General features: G+C 62.9%; 16 protein-coding genes and 2 tRNA genes. 9 read left to right on the top strand and 9 right to left on the bottom strand.

The genetic code is table 11. The features are described 5' to 3' along the window. Positions 1-70: 70 nt before the first annotated feature. The 9 genes from pepN to DKW65_RS06005 all read right to left on the bottom strand — a co-directional run bounded on the left by pepN (position 71) and on the right by DKW65_RS06005 (position 8,133). The gene (gene pepN / locus DKW65_RS06045) at positions 71-2,689 is read right to left on the bottom strand and encodes an aminopeptidase N (RefSeq protein ID WP_111657542.1); all 2,619 of its coding nucleotides are present in this window, start codon (positions 2,687-2,689) and stop codon (positions 71-73) included. Beyond that, positions 2,682-2,972, bottom strand: a complete 291-nt coding sequence (locus DKW65_RS06040; protein WP_111656408.1) for a YeaC family protein — start codon at positions 2,970-2,972, stop codon at positions 2,682-2,684. Before DKW65_RS06040 ends, pepN begins: the two co-directional genes overlap by 8 nt. A gap of 24 nt (positions 2,973-2,996) precedes the next feature. Further along, positions 2,997-3,884 (bottom strand): NAD(+) kinase, encoded by an 888-nt coding sequence (locus DKW65_RS06035; RefSeq protein ID WP_111656407.1) that lies wholly within the window; start codon positions 3,882-3,884, stop codon positions 2,997-2,999. Positions 3,885-3,982: 98 nt separating this feature from the next. Continuing rightward, positions 3,983-5,053, bottom strand: a complete 1,071-nt coding sequence (locus DKW65_RS06030; protein WP_111657541.1) for a cyclic nucleotide-binding domain-containing protein — start codon at positions 5,051-5,053, stop codon at positions 3,983-3,985. A 100-nt stretch (positions 5,054-5,153) separates the two neighbouring features. Continuing rightward, positions 5,154-6,530, bottom strand: coding sequence for a hypothetical protein (locus tag DKW65_RS06025; RefSeq protein ID WP_111656406.1), 1,377 nt, complete (start codon positions 6,528-6,530; stop codon positions 5,154-5,156). Positions 6,531-6,972: 442 nt separating this feature from the next. Next, a tRNA-Asp gene (locus DKW65_RS06020) sits at positions 6,973-7,049 on the bottom strand. Between the two features lie 83 nt (positions 7,050-7,132). Beyond that, positions 7,133-7,208 (bottom strand) — tRNA-Val (locus DKW65_RS06015). Positions 7,209-7,309: 101 nt separating this feature from the next. Beyond that, positions 7,310-7,504, bottom strand: coding sequence for a hypothetical protein (locus DKW65_RS06010; protein ID WP_111656405.1), 195 nt, complete (start codon positions 7,502-7,504; stop codon positions 7,310-7,312). After that, on the bottom strand, positions 7,501-8,133 hold the full coding sequence (locus DKW65_RS06005) for a TetR/AcrR family transcriptional regulator (protein ID WP_111656404.1): 633 nt from the start codon (positions 8,131-8,133) through the stop codon (positions 7,501-7,503). Before DKW65_RS06005 ends, DKW65_RS06010 begins: the two co-directional genes overlap by 4 nt. Before the next feature lie 148 nt (positions 8,134-8,281). Here DKW65_RS06005 and DKW65_RS06000 point away from each other — a divergent pair, with 148 nt between their 5' ends. From DKW65_RS06000 to DKW65_RS05960, 9 genes are all read left to right on the top strand, one after another. After that, positions 8,282-10,072: an acyclic terpene utilization AtuA family protein gene (locus DKW65_RS06000; protein ID WP_111656403.1), complete on the top strand. Its 1,791-nt coding sequence runs from the start codon at positions 8,282-8,284 to the stop codon at positions 10,070-10,072. Continuing rightward, positions 10,072-10,956 carry an SDR family oxidoreductase gene (locus DKW65_RS05995; protein WP_111656402.1) on the top strand — a complete coding sequence of 295 codons (885 nt, stop codon included), beginning with the start codon at positions 10,072-10,074 and terminating at the stop codon, positions 10,954-10,956. The genes DKW65_RS06000 and DKW65_RS05995 overlap by 1 nt, the downstream gene beginning before the upstream one ends. After that, positions 10,943-12,559 carry an acyl-CoA carboxylase subunit beta gene (locus tag DKW65_RS05990; protein WP_111656401.1) on the top strand — a complete coding sequence of 539 codons (1,617 nt, stop codon included), beginning with the start codon at positions 10,943-10,945 and terminating at the stop codon, positions 12,557-12,559. Before DKW65_RS05995 ends, DKW65_RS05990 begins: the two co-directional genes overlap by 14 nt. A 14-nt stretch (positions 12,560-12,573) precedes the next feature. Beyond that, positions 12,574-13,734: an acyl-CoA dehydrogenase family protein gene (locus tag DKW65_RS05985; RefSeq protein ID WP_111656400.1), complete on the top strand. Its 1,161-nt coding sequence runs from the start codon at positions 12,574-12,576 to the stop codon at positions 13,732-13,734. A 10-nt stretch (positions 13,735-13,744) separates the two neighbouring features. Beyond that, positions 13,745-14,548, top strand: a complete 804-nt coding sequence (locus DKW65_RS05980; RefSeq protein WP_211315753.1) for an enoyl-CoA hydratase/isomerase family protein — start codon at positions 13,745-13,747, stop codon at positions 14,546-14,548. 13 nt (positions 14,549-14,561) lie between these two features. Then, positions 14,562-16,520 (top strand): acetyl/propionyl/methylcrotonyl-CoA carboxylase subunit alpha, encoded by a 1,959-nt coding sequence (locus DKW65_RS05975; RefSeq protein WP_111656399.1) that lies wholly within the window; start codon positions 14,562-14,564, stop codon positions 16,518-16,520. A 170-nt stretch (positions 16,521-16,690) separates the two neighbouring features. Beyond that, entirely contained in the window at positions 16,691-18,526 is a 1,836-nt protein-coding gene (locus DKW65_RS05970) for a long-chain-acyl-CoA synthetase (protein ID WP_111656398.1), read from the top strand. Positions 18,527-18,582: 56 nt separating this feature from the next. After that, on the top strand, positions 18,583-19,593 hold the full coding sequence (locus DKW65_RS05965; protein WP_111656397.1) for an AraC family transcriptional regulator: 1,011 nt from the start codon (positions 18,583-18,585) through the stop codon (positions 19,591-19,593). 120 nt (positions 19,594-19,713) lie between these two features. Beyond that, entirely contained in the window at positions 19,714-20,580 is an 867-nt protein-coding gene (locus DKW65_RS05960; protein WP_111656396.1) for a fatty acid desaturase family protein, read from the top strand. The last annotated feature ends 172 nt before the right edge of the window (positions 20,581-20,752 follow it).

The following is a 20,752-nucleotide window of genomic DNA, read 5'->3' as shown; positions in this document are numbered from 1 at the left end:
TTTTAATCGAAACCCGACCCGAGTCGCTTGTCCGGCCTCCTGCCCGACCCGGGATGCTACGCCTGTCGGCTCAGTGCCGCGCCGCCAGAATACGCTCCAGTACCTCCCGAAGATTGGCTGAAACCGTCCCTGCCAGCAAGCCCTGCAAGGCCTGCGAAAGCTGACCAGCCGGTTCTGCCGGCAAGCGCGGCAGGCGCGCGCAGGCATTGCCCATGCGCGCTGCAACCTGGGGATTCACCTGGTCCAGCTGTGCCAGACAGCGCGTATACAGCCGATAACCCTGCCCGTCCGCGGCGTGGAAGGCTGTCAGGTTGGCCCCGGCAAAGGTGCCCAGCAGGGCCCGCACACGGTTCGGCACGCGGTAATCGAAAGCCGGGTGTGCCAGCAATGCCTCCACACGGTGCACCGTGTCGGCACCCGGCACACTCGCCTGCGCCGCAAACCACTGGTCCATCACCAGATCCTCGTCGTGCCAGCGCGCGGCAAACCCCGCCAGGGCGGCTTCCGCACCCGGCAGGCGGAAATGGCACAACAGGCGCAGGGCACCCAGCTCATCCGTCATGTTGTCGGCCGTATCGCACAGCCTCACCAGGAAATCTGCCACCCGGGCATCCCCGGCGGCCGCCAGAAAGGCCAGCGCTCTGTGACGCAGGCTGCGGATGCCGATATCCCGCGCCTCGGGGCGATAAGGGCCCGGCAATGCGCAAGCCTCGACCTGCTCCCACCATCGCGCTGCCATGGCTCGCCCGAGCGCCGAGGCCAGCGCGGATCGCGCGCGGTGTACGCCTTCAACGTCCATCTGTGGCAACTGGTCCCCCACGGCGACCTCCCCTGGCACCGCCAGCAATAGCGCAGCCTCCGCCGGATCATCGGCAGCCCGCGCCAGCACCTCACCCAGCACAGGCGCCAGTGCAGCGGCCTCCTGTTCCGCCAGGCCCGGCGCCTTGATCAGGCGGCGAATCGCGCCGTGATACAGACGCTGCGCCGCATCCCAGCGGCAATAGCCGTCATCATCATGGGCCAGCAGAAAATGCAGCTGCTCCGGGGTATAGGGGTAATCCAGCTCCACAGGGGCGGAGAAACCGCGCAGCAGCGATGGCACCGGCCTCTGCGGCAGCGCAAACTGCCACTGCTGCTCGCTCCCGGACAACGCCAGCACCGTAGCGGTGTCGCCAGCCTCATTGATCGGCAAACGCTGCCCGTCCGGCCCCAGCAGGGCCAGCGCGACAGGCACCAGCAGCGGCGCCTTGTCCGGCTGTCCCGGTGTAGGCGGTGTCTGCTGGCTCAGGGTCAGGGTGTAGAGGCCATCTTCCCAGTGATCGCGGGCCGTCAGTTGCGGCGTGCCGGCCTGACTGTACCAGCGCCGGAACTGGCTCAGGTCCACGCCTCCGGCCTCTTCCATACAGGCAACAAAATCATCAGTGGTCACCGCCTGACCATCGAAGCGGCTGAAATACAGGTCGCTGCCACGCCGGAACGCCTCGGGGCCCAGCAGGTTGTATTGCATGCGCACCAGCTCCGCGCCTTTCTCGTAGATGGTCACGGTGTAGAAATTATCGATCTTCTGGTATTCGGCCGGACGCACCGGGTGCGCCATCGGGCCGCGATCTTCGGCAAACTGCACTGTGCGCAGCATGTCCACGTCTTCCACCCGTTTGACCGCCGCAGAATTCATGTCGGCAGAAAAACTCTGGTCACGAAATACCGTGAAGCCTTCCTTCAGGCTCAGCTGGAACCAGTCACGGCAGGTCACCCGGTTGCCGGACCAGTTGTGGAAATACTCATGCGCCACCACCGCTTCCACACGCTGGAACCCGGCGTCGGTGGTGGTGCGCGGATGCGCCAGCACACAGGCGGTATTGAAGATGTTCAGGCCCTTGTTTTCCATGGCCCCCATATTGAAATGACTGACAGCAACGATCATGTAGATATCGAGGTCGTATTCCAGACCATAGGTCTTCTCGTCCCAGGCCATGGAGGCCTTGAGCGATGCCATGGCATGGTCGAGCTTGTCCAGATCACGCGGCTCCGCGTAAATCCGCAGGCTGACATCACGACCACTGCCCGTGCGATAACTGTCCTCCAGGCAGGCCAGGTCGCCAGCCACCAGCGCAAACAGATAACAGGGCTTCGGGAACGGATCTTCCCAGCGCACCCAGTGCCGCGCGCCCTCTTCACCCTGCGCCACGGGATTGCCATTGGACAGCAGCACCGGATACCGCGCCTTGTCGGCACGCACCGTGGTCACAAAGCGGCTGAGCACATCCGGCCGATCAGGAAAGAAGGTAATGCGGCGGAAGCCTTCCGCCTCGCACTGGGTGCAGAACATGCCTTTTGACACGTACAACCCCTCCAGCGCCGTATTCTCCTGCGGCTCGATGGTGACCACCGTATCCAGGCGACAGGCCTGCGGCAGGTCGCGAATCACCAGCGTTTCACCGCCCTGCTCGTAACGCGATGCGGGCAACGTCTCACCGTCCACCACGATGGACACCAGCGTCAGCCCCACACCGTTGAGCACGCAGTCTCCGCTGGCCGTCTTGCTGGCCGGGTTGCGGCGCAGCTGCAGGCTGGCACTCACCCGGGTTCCGCTGTCCCGCAGATCCACATCCAGCGCCACATCGTCCACCAGAAAAGCGGGCACCTGATAATCCTGCAAGCGGATGGTCGCCGCCTGTCCATCACGCATCATCATGACTCCCCTGAGGTGTCGGTTCGCGCAGCGTCACGGGCTGCTCGGCATCGTGGTCATGGCTGTCGCAGGCCGCCGGCGCCACATAGCCAGTGCGCTCATGTTCCGGCACCTGATGACGGATTTCCCAGGCCAGCACGGCCTGCAGACTCAACTCCCGCTGCTCGCGGGTCAGCACGCGCCCATCCGGCCAGCGACCGGTTTCCACTGCCCGGCGCATGCTGTACCAGACTTCCTGGCTCATGCCATCGACCAGTTCTTCAAAACTCTGTGCACTCATGGGAAGTTCCTTATGGAAAGCGCCTCAACCATCACCAAGACGGCTGCTCCAGCCCAGCTTGGAACGACAGGCCTCATAGAAATCGTGCCCGGGCGGATGCAGCAACTGCAGCCGCTGCGGCTTCTTGCGAATGGCAATGATGTCGTCATGCTGCACGCGCAGACCATCCTGCCCGTCACAGCTGACCAGCGGCTCCTGGCGGAAGCTGGTCACACGCAGCTTGATCTCGCTGTTGCCATCCACCACCAGTGGGCGGCTGGTCAGGGTATGAGGATTCAGGGGCACCAGCGCTATGGCATCAATGGCCGGATGCATGATGGGCCCGCCGCCAGACAGGGCGTAGGCTGTCGAGCCGGTTGGCGTACTGATGATCAGGCCATCGGAGCGCTGGTGATAGACGAACACACCATTGATGAGCAACTCGAACTCGATCATGTGCACACTGTCACCGGACAGCAGCACCACGTCGTTCAGCGCAGCGCCATGACCCACCACACGCTTGCCCCGATTCAGTTCCATATCCAGCAGGAAGCGGGACTCCAGGCGATAGTCGCCATCAAGCACCTGCCCTACCCTGTGCTCCAGCTCGGAGGGCAAGACATCGGTGAGAAACCCGAGCCGCCCCCGGTTGATGCCGAGCACCGGTACGTCATGGCCGGCAAAGGTACGGGCGGCGCCCAACAGGCAGCCGTCTCCGCCGACCACCACCACCAGATCACAGGATTCCCCCAACTGCTTGCGGCTGCCGGCCTGCAGACCCAGATCACCCAGTTCGTCATCGAGGGACTTCTCGATAATCACGTTGCAACCGCGTTGCTGCAGAAAGTGCACCAGCTGGCGCAGGGAGTAGAGCGCCTGCTCGCTGCCCGAACGGGCAACCAGGCCGATATTACGAAATGTCTCGCGGGGCACAGGTACAGCCTCTGACCAGAACAGGCCACAGGATAAGGCACCACCGGGCGGTGGCGCCAGTTACGTCGTGCAGACTCGCCGGTCAGCGTGACCCTCGATCATGCCTCCAGATGCAGCGTATCGGGCCAGGCATTGATGCCGCCTTCCACAAGCTGCACGCGAATGCCCGCATTCTTCAGCAGAAAGGCCGCCGACGCACTCCGTCGACCCGTGTCGCAGCACACCACGTAGGTGCGCGACGGATCGAGCAGCCGGCTCTTGAGCCGCAGGACATTGAGCGGCATGTTCAGCGCCCCGGGCAGATGACCCTGCTCATACTCGTCAGGCGTGCGCACATCCAGCCAGCGCGCTCCGGCGGCCACCCGCTCCAGCGCCTCGCCGCCATGGATGCTCTCGACCACCGGCTCACGCAGCAGTTCGTCGAAATCAGCCCGATCCAGACGCATGACCACACCGTCGGTGGCCATGGTGATGGTGGCGTTACGCGGCGCTCCGGACAACAGTGCCTCTTCACCGAACCACTGGCCGGCCTCAAGCATGGCCACCGGGGTCGGCTCTGCGGCACCGGCCGCCAGCACCGACACCTCACACATGCCTTCCTTGATGATGAAGCAGCAATCGGCCTCCTCACCCTGACGAATGATCGCTTCACCCGATTTCAGCTTGCGCGGCCGCAGACGACGGAAGATCTCGAAGATATTGCCCGGCGGCACCTGATAGAACAGCGGCGACTTGAGCAAGCGGATCATCCACTCGCGATCCCCCTCGTAGGCCGCATTGGCGTTGATATCCAGCACCACATAACCGACCGACTGGTCCCACGCCAGCAGGGTGTCCAGGCGGAAGCTGTCAAAGCGGACCACAGACACCGCATTGAGCGCCCGCGCACGACTGCGGCGCGGCTGGGCATGATCCAGCGGGTGCCAGGACGCCATGCCGCCAGCGCTGATCCGCTGGACCTGGCCATCCGCCGCTTCCAGTTCCACATCACCACTGAGCAGGTAGACCGTTGTGTTATCCCGATCACCGATATCGAACAGCAACTCACCGGCCTGGTACTGGCGCACTTCCTGTTGATCCAGAAGGCGATCCAGCGGATCTCCGCTGAGCGCGTTGACGGGCACAAAGGTTTGCAGCAAACGCTTGTCGATGGACGGACCCTGTGCCATGCGCATCTTCTCCTCACTCATAAGGCCTGAACCACACAGAGGTAGCAGTTAGTGTGCCAAAGTGTCGGACACCTCATGCTCGTGCACGACCAGCGTGTCATTATTTGAACTTCAGCACATTTTCGATGGCCACGTCGGAGCGGCAGTTGGGACAACGGTTGGCATTGCGGTCAGACATCCCCGGCTTGAACTGGTTGGGCACGTCCACCCGAATGACACGTTTCCCACAAATCTGACCATTTGCGTCGCCAACCTGACACACCGGGTTCTCATAGTGGCGTAACCAGGCCCGGTAATGCTCCTCGGTGACCAGGCACTTGCGCGCCGCGAACGCCAGCGGGTTCTGCATGTAGTCGGAAATTTCCTGGGCACTGATGGACACATGTCCGGCGCCGGGGTGAAAGGCGATGAAGTTGAGACCCAGCGCCTGAAGCTTTTCCAGCAGCTTCTGGGCACCGGAGTTGGCCATCTTGATCTGCTCGCGACGGGCCTCACGGAGCTCCTGCTCCAGGGCTGAAATCTTCTCCTCCCGATCCAGCACATCCAGTTCCTTGGCGTGCATCTGCTCGGTCAGACGGGCACGTTCCTCCTCGAGCCGCTGGGCCAGCGCCATACGATACTGCTCGGTCAGGATCTCGATTTCGCTGCCCTGGGAATCCTGCTTGCGCGCCTGTTCTTCCAGGCTGTGATGGAGGGAGCCGACCTGCTCCTTGAGCGAGACGTTCTGCTCTTTCAGTGCCTCGTTCTGGGATTTCAGGGTCTTGAACTGCATCAGGACCTTTTCCAGCTGGGTGCTGAGAATCTCTTCTTTCTGCTGCTGCGCATAGCGCAACTGGCCCACCTCCTCCTTGTGGCCGTTCTCCAGCGTCTGGATGCGCAGGCGCAACTCCTTGATGGTCCGGGCAAGGCGCACACGCTCCTGCTCCATCTGGCGTGCTTCCTGGGCCGGCTTGACGGTCGGGATCGCCTGCCCACCAGCCGCAGCCCCCCCCACCACCGGCGGCGTGGGCGCAGGCGGCGGTGCCGACTCATCGACATACAGACCCATCTTGCGGCCACGCTCTCGCAGGGTATCCCGAACGTGGACGAAATCGTTGGCGCCGGGCTTCATCGCCGGGTCCCAAAGCTGCTCCTGGTGCCAGGCCACCGGGCACTGGCTGCGGCAGGCCAGACGGATCGGACCCGCGCCCATGTCCGGCCCCGGGCCACCGTGCTCGGCCAGATGGCGCAGCGGGACATTCCAGGTGGTATCCGCCATGCCGTCCTCACCGAAATCAATCAGGAACAACACCATGGCCACGACCTGCAGACGGCCATCCACCATGCAGAAGGCGCCGCGCATCTCACTGTCGGCAAACTCCGGCACCCCGACCATTCCATCCAGAATGGCTTCGAAATCCGAGTAAAGCATGCTCTTGACGATACCTCGATCATCGAAGAACAACACCGCTTCGGACGTGACGGACGACATGCTCATAGCCAGAATCCCTTTCTTATCGCGCAAGCCGGCGATTATAGACGCGCGTTTTTTCCGAAGTGTGACCCGGATTGCAGATAAAGAAAAGAAGGGGCGTCAGGGAGTTGTGATGCAGTTTTGCGGGGCGGGAAAAGCAGGAGCGGGCCGGGAGAAAGCGGATTACAGCTCGAAGCCGTCATCCGCATCGGCCAGGTCGCCCTCGCCGTCGTCCAGAACTTCCTCCCAGGAAGCCTGCCATGAGCGCGCGTCCAGGCGCTCGTCAATCACTTCGTCCATACCGTTCTCCTGTGGCTATAGATAGTCAGTGCAACATGCACCACGTGAACTATGCACCAGACGATGTGACAGGACGATGAAACGGAAGTTCGCCGGCAACAGCAGCTATCGGGGGGAGGCTATCAGGATGTTTTGTGAAACAGGGATATCGAAACAGGGAAAAGAGTGGCGGAGCGGACGGGACTCGAACCCGCGACCCCCGGCGTGACAGGCCGGTATTCTAACCAACTGAACTACCGCTCCAACTCTTTCTCTTGCTGCTTCTCTTGCTCACTTCGCCTTGCGGCGGAGTGTTTTCACTCAGACTAAGGCGCCTGAGGTGAAACTGGTGGGTGGTGACGGGATCGAACCGCCGACCCCCTGCTTGTAAGGCAGGTGCTCTCCCAGCTGAGCTAACCACCCGAAAGAGGCCGCCATTCTAGGGAAATCCGTCAGCCTGTCAACGGCTTTTTCAAGAGATCGTACCGTTCGTTCAAAAAAGCGGCAAAGCGCTCATTAATCAATCAGTTAGGCAATTCCAGATAATCAATATAAGCGCGCGCTTCATTCATGCCGGGGAAACGCTGGTCCACGGTCTCCCCGTGCGGGTCGGCCACCAGATAATGCGTGATGCGCAGCCTGTGGCTTGCCGGATCAAGCTCGCCTTCCTCAAGGATGGTGTAGCCGCGCTGCCCCCAGGCCGTCACATTGCCGATCACGCCGCCCCCTGAGTATCACGCGGCTCACCAATCACCCGGCGCACGATGATGTGCGCCAGCGCCTCCAGGCTCAGGCTGCCGTGCTCGTCAAACCAGGTATTGGTCCAGCTGGCCATACCGGTGATCAGACGCCGAATCACAAAGGGGTCATCTTCCAGCAGGCCACGCTGGCGCAGCGCTTCCAGACAATCGACCCAGAGCTGCTCATAGACAGCACGCATGGCCAGAACCTCCTGCTGCCGCTCTGGTGACAGGCAGCGCCATTCGTACACCAGCACGCTCATGGCCTCGCTGGTATCGCCAATGATGGATTGCAGTTCGGCCCGGATCAGGGCCTCCAGCTGGGCCAGCGGCTCCGGGTACGCGTCACAGGCGGCCTGCAGGCGCGACGTATTGAAGCGGATCACCTCCACCATCACGGCAAACAGGATATCGTCCTTGGTGGGGAAATGATGAAAGATACTGCCACTCTGGATGCCGACTTCGCGGGCGATGTCGCGCACTGTGGTGCGATCAAAGCCCTTGTCGCGAAACAGCCGTGCCGCCGCGCTGAGCAACTTGCCGCGTGGAGAGTCGTCCATCCCGTGTACGGTACCGGCCGCTGTGGCGGCCTTTTCTGCCTGTGCCATTGCCACCCTCGTCTGTCTGCGAACGCGGTTGTGTGCGAACGCCGCGCAATTATCGGCAGCCCTGAGCATAGTGCAAGCCCGCCCCCTTTACAAACCAAGCGCTTGCTTGGTAACGTCTCCGCATTCCCCCGCCGCATCAGGAGCATTCATGAGCAAGGGACCCATTCGTATCGGTTGTGCCGCCGGATTCTGGGGCGATACCAACAGCGCCGCTTTCCAGCTGGTGCGCCAGACCCGCCTTGACTATCTGGTGTTCGACTACCTTGCCGAGGTGACCCTGTCGATCATGGCAGGCGCTCGCATGAAAGACCCGCAGATGGGCTACGCCCACGACTTTGTTACGCAGGTCATGGCACCGCTGGCCAGGGATATCCGCGACAAGGGTATCAAGGTGATCAGCAACGCTGGCGGCGTAAACCCCCATGCGTGTCGCAAGGCCCTTCAGGCCGCATTCGAAGCGGCCGGGGTGGATCTGAAGATCGCCCTGGTGGAAGGCGACGACATCAACGCGCGACGCGGCGATATCGCCGACGCGGTAGAGATGGAAACCGGCCAGCCCCTGCCGCCCATGACCCTGACCATGAACGCCTATCTGGGCGCCCTGCCGATCAAGGCGGCCCTGGATGCCGGCGCCGACATCGTGCTGACCGGCCGCATCGCCGACTCCGCCCTGGTGCTGGGCCCGCTGATGCACGAATTTGGCTGGGCCGAGGACGACTATGACAAGCTGGCCCAGGGCTCACTGGCCGGGCACGTGATCGAATGCGGTGCCCAGTGCACCGGCGGTAATTTCACTGACTGGGAGCAGGTACCCGATTACCACAACATGGGCTTCCCCGTGGCCGAGTGCCACGCCAATGGCAGCTTTGTGGTGTGCAAACCGGATAACACAGGTGGCCTGATCACTCCCGCCACCGTGGGCGAGCAGATTGTCTATGAGATCGGTGACCCACGCGCTTATCTGCTGCCGGATGTGGTCTGCGATTTCACCGGTGTAAAACTGGAGCAGGTGGGCGACAACCAGGTCAAAGTCACCGGCGCCAGAGGCCGCGCACCCACGGACCAGTACAAGGTCTCGGCCACCTTCCCCGACGGCCACCGCATCACGGCCAGCTTCATGATTGGCGGCATCGATGCCGCCCGCAAAGGCCAGGCCGTGGCCGATGCCATCCTGAAAAAGGTCAGCGGCCTGTTCCGGCAACTGGGCATGGAGGATTTCCGCGACACCTCGGTGGAACTGCTGGGCACTGAAGCCACCTATGGCGCCCAGGGGCGTCGCCAGGATACCCGCGAAGTCGTGGTCAAGATCGGCGCCCTGCATAACGACAAGAAGGCGCTGGGCATCTTTGGCCGCGAGATCGCCCAGGCCGCCACCGGCATGGCCCCCGGCCTCACCGGCATCGTCGGCGGTCGCCCCAAGCCGTTCCCGCGTATTCGCCTGTTCTCCACCCTGGTGCACAAGGGCAAGGTGCCCTGCCAGGTGGATATTGATGGCCAGCAGGTGCCCGTCTCTGTGCCCGCCGGTGTGCCGTTCGACCCGACCGCCCTGCCCGCCGACCCTGATTACGGCGCCGCAGCCCAGGCCAGCACCACCGTGCCCCTGGTCAAGCTGGCCTGGGCACGCAGTGGCGACAAGGGCAATCACGCCAATATCGGCGTTATCGCCCGCCGGGCCGACTACCTGCCCTGGATCAACAGTGCCCTGACCGCCGAGGCCGTGGCCGACTACCTGCGCCATACCCTGGACCCGCAGCACGGCAGCGTGCAACGCTGGGCCCTGCCCGGCTTCAACGCCTTCAACTTCCTGCTGAAAAACGCGCTGGGCGGCGGCGGCATTGCGTCCCTGCGTATCGACCCGCAGGGCAAGGCGTTCGCCCAGCAATTGCTTGATTTTCCCGTCCCCGTTTCTGACGACATCGCCAACGAGGTGAATCACTGATGTCCTACCGTTCCGTATTTCGTCCCGATCTGTTCAAGGGCCGCAACGTCATCGTCACCGGCGGCGGCAGTGGCATCGGTCGTTGCACCGCCCATGAGCTGGCCAGCCTCGGCGCCCGCGTGGCGCTGGTGGGCCGCAAGGAAGACAAGCTCAAGGCCGTGCAGGCCGAGATCATCGAAGACGGCGGCGACGCCCTGTGGTTTACCTGCGACATTCGCGAAGAAGACAAGGTCAAGGAAACGGTGGCCGCGATCATCGCCGCCATGGGCCCCGTTCACGGTCTGGTCAACAATGCCGGCGGCCAGTTCCCCTCGCCGCTGAACATGATCAACCAGAAAGGCTGGGAGACGGTCATCCGCACCAACCTCACCGGCGGCTTCCTGATGGCCCGCGAAGTGTTCAACCAGAGCATGGAAAAACACGGCGGCAGCATCGTCAATATCATCGCTGACATGTGGGGCGGTATGCCCGGCATGGGGCATTCCGGCGCCGCCCGGGCCGGCATGGATAACTTCACCAAGACGGCGGCCTATGAATGGGGCCGTGCCGGCGTGCGCGTGAATGCCGTGGCACCCGGCTGGGTGGCCTCCAGCGGCATGGACACCTATCCCGAAGCGTTCAAGCAGGTGATCCGCACCCTGAAATCCGCCGTGCCGCTCAAGCGACTGGGCGAGGAATCGGAAATTTCGGCCGCGATCGTTTTCCTGCTGTCCGACGCGGCGGGCTTTATCAGCGGCGACACGGTGCGTGTCGACGGTGCCGCCAGCCAGGGCAATATCGCCATTTCGCCCCTGCCGGATCACAACAACAGCAAACCCTTCGACGGTTTCCACCGGGCCGTTGCCCCGGCCCTGTTCCAGGAGCACGACGATGCCAGTGATTGAGACTGAACTGGACGTACATGGCGACGAATTCGCCGCCAACCGCGACACCATGCTCAAGGCCGTGGCGGAGTTCCGCGCCATTGAGCAGAAAGTGGTCGACAAGGCAGAAACCCAGCGCGAAAAATTCGAAAAGAAAGGCAAGTTGCTGCCCCACGAACGGGTGGCACGGGTGCTCGATCCCGGCTCGCCGTTTCTGGCCCTGCTCGGTCTCGCCGGTTACATGATGCACGACGACAAGGACGGCACCGAAGCCGGAGGTGGCAGCATCGCCGGTATCGGCTACGTCAGTGGCAACCGGGTGCTGGTCAGCGCCAGCAATTCCGCCATCAAGGGCGGCACCGTGACCCCCGCAGGGTTGCGCAAGAGCCTGCGTCTGCAAGAGATCGCCCGCGAGAACAAGCTGCCGATCATCGCCCTGTCGGAATCCGGCGGCGCCAATCTGAATTACGCCGCCGATATCTTTGTTGAAGGCGCCCGCACCTTTGCCAACCAGGCGCGTCTGTCCGCCATGGGCATTCCGCAGATCACCGTGGTGCACGGCAACGCCACCGCCGGCGGCGCCTATCAGCCGGGTCTGTCCGACTACTGCATCATGGTGCGCAAGCAGGCAAAGATGTTCCTGGCTGGCCCGCCCCTGCTCAAGGCCGCCACCGGAGAAGTGGCGACAGATGAAGAGCTCGGCGGCGCCGAAATGCACACGGGAGTTGCCGGCACCGCCGAATACCTGGCCGAGAACGATGCCGATGGCATTCGTCTGGCGCGCGAGCTGATGGCCCGCATCGGCTGGCAGGACCAACTGCCCCCGGTGGCGGAAAAAACCTTCAACCCGCCACGCTACGACGCCGAAGAGTTGCTGGGCGTCGTCCCCCATGACGCGCGCAAGCCCTACGACGTGCGTGAAGTCATTGCCCGGATTGCCGACGACTCGGACTTTCTCGATTTCAAGAATGACTGGGACAGCGCCACCGTGTGCGGCTGGATCATGCTGGAAGGCTATCCCGTCGGCGTGATCGGCAACAACGGACCGATCACCCACCAGGGCGCCGCCAAGGCCGCCCAGTTCATCCAGTTGTGCGACCAGAGCAACCGCCCGCTGCTGTTCCTGCACAACACCACCGGCTTCCTGGTCGGCACCGAACCGGAACAGGGCGGCATCATCAAGCACGGCTCCAAGATGATTCAGGCTGTAGCCAATGCCCGCGTGCCCAAAGTCAGCATCGTCATCGGCGGCTCCTACGGCGCGGGCAACTATGCCATGTGCGGTCGCGGCCTGGACCCGCGCTTCATCTTCGCCTGGCCGAACAGCAAAGTGGCGGTGATGGGTGGCCAGCAGGCCGGCATGGTGCTGCGCATCGTGGCCGAACAGAAGCAGCGCAGCATGGGCATGGAGCCCGATGAAAAAGTGCTGGAGATGCTCCAGCAAACCACCGCAATGAAACTGGACAGCCAGTCCACCGCCCTGTACGGCACAGCCCACATGTGGGACGACGGCATCATTGACCCACGCGACACACGCAAGGTGGCCGCCATGGTGTTCGATATCTGCCGCGAAGCGGCCCGTCGCCCCCTCAACCCCAATACCTTTGGCGTTGCCCGCCTCTGACCCGGAGAACTGACATGCAATTCACCCAGGAACATGAAGAAATGCGCCGCACCATGCGGAACTTCGTTGAAAACGAATTGAACCCGCATGTAGAGGAATGGGAAGCCGCAGGCGCCTTCCCGACCCACGAAATCTTCAAGAAAATGGGCAATCTGGGTCTGCTCGGCATCAGCAAGCCGGAAGAGTATGGCGGCCTGGGCCTGGATTATTCCTACAACCTGGCCGTGGCCGAAGAGCTGGGCCTGTGCGATTGCGGCGGTGTGCCGCTGTCTATCGGCGTACAAACCGATATGGCCACCCCGGCCCTGGCCCGGTTCGGTTCCGACGAACTGCGCCGCAATTATCTGGCCCCGGCCATTGCCGGTGACATGGTGGCCAGCATCGCCGTGAGTGAACCCCACGCCGGTTCCGACGTCGCCGCCATCAAGACCACCGCCGTGAAAGACGGCGACGACTACGTGATCAACGGCACCAAGATGTGGATCACCAACTCGCCCACCGCCGACTTCTTCTGCCTGCTGGCCAACACCTCCGATGGCAAGCCGCACATGAACAAGTCACTGATCGTGGTGCCGAAAGATGCGGGCGGTATCACCGTGGACAAACCCCTGAACAAGCTCGGCATGCGTTCATCACAAACCGCCCAGGTGTTCTTCGACAATGTACGGGTACCGCAGCGTAACCTGATCGGCGCCGAAGGCATGGGCTTCATGATGCAGATGATCCAGTTCCAGGAGGAACGTCTGTGGGGCGCCGTGTCCGGTCTGAAGGGTTACGACAAGCTGATCCAGCTGACCATCGACTACGCGAAAGACCGGCAGGTGTTCGGTATGCCGCTGATCGACAATCAGAGCGTGCACTTCCGCCTGGCGGAACTGAAAACCGAAGTGGAACTGCTGCGCAGCCTGATCTGGCGCGCCTGCGAAGAATACATCCATGGCAAGGATGTGCTGCAGCTCGCCTCCATGGCCAAACTCAAGGCTGGCCGTCTGTCGCGAGAAGTCGCCGACGCCTGCATCCAGTACTGGGGCGGCAACGGCTTCATGTGGGACAACCCGGCATCGCGCGCCTGGCGTGATGGTCGCCTGGCCTCCATCGGCGGCGGCGCCGACGAAGTCATGCTCGGCATCATCTGCAAGACCATGGATATCCTGCCGGGCAAGAAAAAGAAATAAGGAGCACATCATGTCCCTGCCGACAACGGAAACACTGGTGCTGCGCCACGAGGGCCCGTTCCTGCACATCACGCTGAACCGGCCCGCCTCGCGCAACGCCATGAGCCTGACCATGGTCAACGAACTGATGGCGGTGTTCGAGGCCATCGCCGACGACACCGCTATCCGTGCGGTGATCTTGCGCGGCGCAGACGGGCACTTCTGTGCTGGCGGCGACATCAAGGACATGGCCGGCGCCCGCGCCCGCGCCGCCTCGGGCGACGCCAACGCCTTCCGCGATCTGAACCGCCGCTTTGGCGAGATGATCTCCCTCGCCAACCGGCAACCACAGGTCATCGTGGCCGTGCTGGAAGGCGCCGTGCTGGGCGGCGGCTTCGGCCTCGCCTGCGTCTCTGACGTGGCTCTGGCCGCCCATGACGCCCAGTTCGGGCTGCCGGAGACCGGCCTGGGCGTCATCCCCGCCCAGATCGCGCCCTTCGTGGTGCAGCGCATCGGCCTGACCCAGGCACGGCGGCTGGCGCTGACCGGCGCCCGTTTCAAGGGAGACGAGGCACAACGGCTGGGTATCGTCCACGAAAGTCTGCCCGCCACCGACCTGGACGCGCGGCTGGCCGAGGTGCTGACCCAGATCCGCCGCTGCGCACCGCAGGCCAACCGTGCCACCAAGACACTGGTGCTCAACACCCTGGCGCAGCCACTGGAACAGGTGCTGGACGCCGCTGCGGATGACTTCGCCGCGGCTGTGGCCAGCGAAGAAGGCGCCGAAGGCACCATGGCCTTTGTACAGAAACGTCTGCCCTCCTGGGCGGAATAAGGCAGGTATAGACATGACGTCCTGTTCGTTCGACAAGATTCTGGTGGCCAATCGCGGCGAGATCGCCTGCCGGGTGATGCGCAGCGCCCGCGACATGGGTTACCGCACCGTGGCCGTGTATTCCGAGGCCGACCGAGACGCCCTGCATGTGCGCCTGGCCGACGAAGCCGTGTGCATCGGTGAAGCCACCGTCAGCCAGTCCTACCTCAATGTGGACGCGATCCTCGACGCCGCCCGACGCACGGGCGCCAACGCCGTGCATCCGGGTTACGGCTTCCTGTCGGAAAATGCCGACTTCGCCCGCGCCTGCGAGGCCGCAGGCATTGTGTTTATCGGCCCGCCGGTGCACGCCATTCATCTGATGGGCTCCAAACGCCTGTCCAAGATCGCCATGCAGGACGCCGGGGTGCCCTGCATCCCCGGCTACGAAGGCGAGGCGCAGGACGACCCGCGCCTGCTGGCCGAGGCTGAGCGTATCGGCCTGCCGTTGATGATCAAGGCCTCTGCCGGAGGTGGCGGTCGCGGCATGCGCGTGGTCACCGATGCCAGCGAGATTGCCGAGCAGCTGCGCAGCGCGCGCTCTGAAGCGAAAAATGCCTTCGGCAGCGACGAACTGATCCTGGAGCGGGCCGTCATGCGCCCGCGGCATGTGGAAATCCAGGTCTTCGGCGACCGCCACGGGAACGTGATTCATCTCGGTGAGCGCGATTGCTCGGTGCAACGTCGTCACCAGAAGGTGGTAGAGGAAGCCCCTTCCCCTGCCGTGGATGCCGCGCTGCGCGCCCGCATGGGTGAAGCAGCCGTGCAGGCTGCGAAGGCCTGCCAGTATGTTGGCGCCGGCACGGTGGAATTCCTGCTGGATGCCGACGGCCACTTCTACTTTCTGGAAATGAACACCCGCTTGCAGGTGGAGCACCCGGTGACCGAACTGGTGACCGGGCAGGATCTGGTCAGCTGGCAGATCCGCGTGGCCCGCGGCGAGCCGCTGCCGCTGACGCAGGAGCAGGTTACCCTCACCGGCCACGCCATTGAGGTGCGTCTGTATGCCGAAGATCCGGCCGCCGGTTTCCTGCCCCAGACGGGTCCGGTGCTGCACTGGCAACCCGCCGAAGGCGCCGGTGTCCGCATCGACCACGGCCTGCGCCCGGGTGCCGACATCGGCAGTCATTACGACCCCATGCTGGCCAAGATCATTGCCTGGGGCGACACCCGCGAAGACGCCCGCCGACGGCTGATTCGCGCCGTCCAGGACACGCGCCTGTTCGGCGTCCGCGATAACCGCCGCTTCCTGGCGGCCATCCTCGCCCACCCTGTATTTGCCGCAGGCGAAGCCACCACGGCCTTCATTGGCGATGACTTCGCCGACGACCGCAGCATGGCGGCCACGACCCCCACCAGTGCCCAGTGGGCCTTGGCTGCCGCCTTGCTGTGCCAGCGCGCCGGCACGGCAACACAGCACTGGCGCAACAGCGGCCCTGCCGAGCAGCGTCTTCTGCTTGGCCATGCGGACACCCGCCAGCTTGTGGCACTGCGCGCCGACGGTCGCGACCTGCTGGTCACTGTGGCCGACACATCACACCGGCTGGCTATGAGCGATCCCGAACGGCCAGTGGTGGATGGCGTCCAGCGTTCCCTCACCAGCACCCGGCACGATCAGCAACTCTGGCTGGACGACCAGGGCACAGTCCTGGTGTTCCGCGACGATACCCATGCCGCACCGGAAACCGCCGCCGGGGCGGGCAGCGGGCAGATTCGCGCTCCCATGGATGGCGCCGTGCTCGAGGTACGCTGCCAGGAGGGCGAGCGCGTCAGCAAAGGTCAGGTGCTGGTGTTACTTGAGGCCATGAAGATAGAGCACAGTCTGAAGTCTGATGTCGACGGCACTGTGGAGCGTGTCACGGTGCGTAACGGAGATCAGGTAAAGGGTAAACAGATACTGCTTTCGATTATCCCTGAGGGCACCGGAAGCTGAGTCCGCTTGCCCTGTGCTGACACGCCGGGTAAGGTACCAGCCTTGTGCCTGTAAGTGCCTGATTGTTGATTGCCCGCGCCGCCATCCCCGGCGGTCTTGCGGGTCGGCGGTGTCCGACTCGGCACCGTCTTGTGAACGCTTTTCATACCAGACAACAAACGGAGAGATACATGAGCAACGCCGACGTCATTACGTTGCCCAAGCTGCTGAGCAAGCTGCCGATGGTATTCGCCAACCTGCCCGGCATCGTCAAGGGGTCCAAGTACGGCAAGCTGTCCGATACCACCCGTCCGCTCGGCCTGGGCCTGGCTATTCAGACCGCCACAGAGATGAACCCCAATGGCGTCGCCCTGATGTATCAGGACACCCAGCTGACCTACCGTCAGTTCAACGCCTGGGCCAACCGTATCGCTGACTACCTGTCCTCCATCGGTCTCAAGAAAGGCGACACCATCGCCGTGGATATCGAGAACCGCCCGGAGCTGCTGGCCACCGTGACCGGTGCTGCCAAGATCGGCGTCTGCTCTGCCCTGATCAACACCTCACAGCGCGGCAAGGTTCTGGTCCACAGCTTCAACCTGGTCAAGCCGAAAGCGGCAGTGATCGGCGAAGAACTGGTGGAAGCCATCAACGAAGTACGTGACCAGCTGGATCTGGCCAGCGACCGCTTCTACAGCTTTGCCGACCGCGACACCCTGGAAGACGTTGGCCAGGTAGCAGACGGCTACAAGAACCTGGCTGAAGTGATTCGTGACTGCTCCTCCGAAAACCCCGAGCAGGCCAGCAAGATCTTCCTCAACGACCCGCTGTTCTATATCTATACCTCCGGCACCACCGGCCTGCCCAAGGCGGTGGTCTTCAACAACGGCCGCTGGGAAAAAGCCTACGGTGCCTTCGGTTTCGCGGCAGTCCGCCTGACCAAGGACGATCGCATGTACTCCACCCTGCCGTTCTATCACGCCACCGGCATGGTCATCAGCTGGGCCTCCTGTATTGCCCAGGGCGCCGGTCTGGTGCTGGCGCGCAAGTTTTCCGCCAGCCGTTTCTGGGAAGACGTGCGCAAGTACGAGTGCACCGCCTTTGCTTACGTGGGCGAGCTGTGCCGCTACCTGCACGAGCAGCCGGCCAAACCGAACGACAAGGACAACAAGGTCCACGTCATTGTCGGCAACGGCCTGCGCCCGAGCATCTGGAAAGAGTTCAAGGCCCGCTTCGGCATCGAGCGCGTGGTTGAGCTGTATGCCTCCTCGGAAGGCAACGTCGCTTTCACCAACATCTTCAACTTCGACAATACTGTCGGCTTCTCCCCGGTGAGCTACGCCATCGTCAAGTACGACAAGGAGAAGGAAGAACCGGTACGCGGCAAGGACGGCTTCATGATCAAGGTCGGCAAGGGCGAACCCGGCCTGCTGATCGGCGAGATCACGGACAAGACCCCCTTCGACGGCTACACCGACAAGGCGAAGACCGAGAAGTCTATCCTGCGCAATGTCTTCGCCAAGGGCGACGCCTACTTCGACACCGGCGACATGATGCGCGACATCGGCTTCAAGCATGCCCAGTTTGTGGATCGCCTGGGTGACACCTTCCGCTGGAAAGGCGAGAACGTGTCCACCACCGAAGTCGAGCAGATTCTTGACGGTGCTAACGGTGTTGTCGAGACCGTGGTGTACGGCGTGGAAATCCCGAACACCAACGGCCGTGCCGGCATGGCTGAAATCCGCCTGGATACGGAAGACTTCGAGAACTTCGACTACAAGGGCCTGTGCGCTTACCTGCAACGCGAACTGCCTCCCTACGCGATTCCGGTATTCCTGCGCATTGCCAACCACCCGATGGAAACCACCGGCACCTTCAAGCACCAGAAAAACAAGCTGAAGGAAGAGAAGTATGACCTGAACGCCCACAGCGATCCGGTCTACGTGCTGCTGCCGGGCGAGAGCTGCTACCAGCGCCTCACCCCGGAAATCCAGCAGGGCATCGACGGCGGCAAGTACCGCTTCTGAAGCCAGCAAGAAAAAGCCTCTTCGGAGGCTTTTTTTTTGCAGAGGATACTGACGCGATGAGCCCGGACCTGGCCCTGGCCTACTGCCGCATGATTGTTCAGACTCTCGGGCCTGACCAGGCTGATCTGGCACGCTTGACGGACGGCACGGGCATCGATGTGGACACCCTGCTGCACAGCGAGGGATACCTCGACTGGCACGGTGTCGTCAGGCTCATCGATAACCTGAATGGCCTGACTGACACAGCGGATATCGCCCTGCGCACCGGACTGCGCGCCCTGCCCGCCGTGCATGGCCCCATGGGCATGGCCGCCATGGCGTGCCCCAATCTGGGCGAAGCCATGCAGATGTTCGCGCGCTTCAACAACACCCGCACTCGCGTCTTCAGCAGCGACTACCGCATCAGTGGCGACACCCTGGTGCTGCGTTTGGTTTTCCATCCGCCAGCCAATCTGGCCACCCGATTTCTCACCGAATCCGCGCTGGCTTCTGCCTATGCCTGTCTCGTGGCCCTGTGCAACCGCCCGATTGATGACGCGACCCTGTGCTTCAACTACCCGGCTCCGCCCCACGTCAGTGCTTATTACGACACCTTTCCCGGCTGCACCCTCGTCTTCGATGCCGCCGAAGTCGCGCTGAGATTACCCGCCCGCTACGCGGCACAATCGCTCGCCACCCACGACCAGGACATGCTCTGGCTGGCGGTGCAGCAGTGTGAAGCGCGCCAGGAGAGCCTGCGCCAGCAAGGCAGCACCAGCGACCAGGTGCTGGCGTTGCTGCATCGAAGCGCCGGGCGAGCCGATCTGGACGGTGTTGCCGCGCTGCTGCATGTCAGCCCACGCACGCTGATCCGGCGCTTGCGCAGCGAAGGCACCCGCTTTCGCCAGCTGCGCGACCAGACCCAGAGCCGCCGTGCCTCACAACTGCTGAGTCTGCCTCACTATACGGTGGCCGCAGTGGCCGCCGATCTGGGTTACACCGACACTGCCAGCTTCAGGCGTGCCTTCCACCGCTGGTTCGGCACCAGCCCCGACCAGTTCCGGCGCAGCGGCAGCCGCCTGAGCTGACGCCTCCCTTCTGGACGGCAACCTGTCACTTTTTATCCCCCTCTTGGCAGTTTGCGCGCTCACCCGCACTGACCGTCTCCCGCCACACTGCCTGCAATGACTATGCGGGAGTACGCTGCCATGACAACAAAAGACACCGACGCCAAGCAGGCCCTGGCCCCACTGCGATTGACCCCGGTGATCGCCTGGCCCACCTTGATGATCCTGATCGGTGGTCTGGGCGTGCTGGCCCTGAGCTGGACACTGGTGATTCAGGAGATCTGGCCGTTATGGGCGGGAATCCTCGTCAATGCCGTGGCCGGCTACGCCCTGTTCACACCAGCCCACGAGGCTATCCATCGCTGCGCAGCCCGCAACCCGAAGCTGAACGACTTTATATTGGCAGCCGCCACCTTCGTGGCCGTGCCGTTCGGCAAGGGCACCCTGTTCCGTCTGTACCACATGCGCCACCACCGGTTCGCCAATGAAGAGCAGGACCCGGACCACTGGATGGCCAGCAGCCTGAAAACCATGCCCTTGTGGGGCTTCTGGCCGTTCATCTACCTGTTCCGCTACCTGCGTAACCCGTCCGAGGTACCGCAGATTACCCCCCGCGAAGTCGGCCGCGAGTTGCTGGTCGCGGGGATCGTCCTCGGCGCCCTGTTCGCCTGGCAGCCCTTCTATATGCTGACCCTCTGGCTACTGCCTTCGTACCTGTCCTACTTTCTGATGTGCCTGGTGTTCATGGTCCTGCCACACTACCCGCACACCGGTCGCCAGGACGAAAACCCGCATACCACCGCGCTGATGCGCATGGGCCAGGAGTGGTGGCTTACCCCGGTGCTGATGTACCAGAACTACCATCTGGTCCATCACCTCTACCCGACCATCCCCTTCTACCGCTACGGCCGCGCCTGGAAAGCCCGCAATGACTGGCACTTTCGTACCTCCGGCAGCATGATCATCGGTCCTTACGATCTCGGGCCCCGAAGGACATCCTGTGAATAAAAGCGACAACCGGCAGCCTGTGGACAGTTCTGTGAACAGTTCGGCACGATTGTTACTGACACTGTCACCAGCGGGTGTCACTTTTGGTGACACAATGATCTGCACAAAACACAACCACATAAAATTCATACAGTTAGTACATGATTTGCACAACAAACCTCAGCTCTGACAG

This window comes from Isoalcanivorax indicus (genome assembly GCF_003259185.1).
In the GTDB taxonomy this organism is placed as follows: domain Bacteria; phylum Pseudomonadota; class Gammaproteobacteria; order Pseudomonadales; family Alcanivoracaceae; genus Isoalcanivorax; species Isoalcanivorax indicus.
The sequence above is the reverse complement of the archived record's forward strand: the minus strand, read 5'-3'. Positions and strand labels throughout refer to the sequence as shown.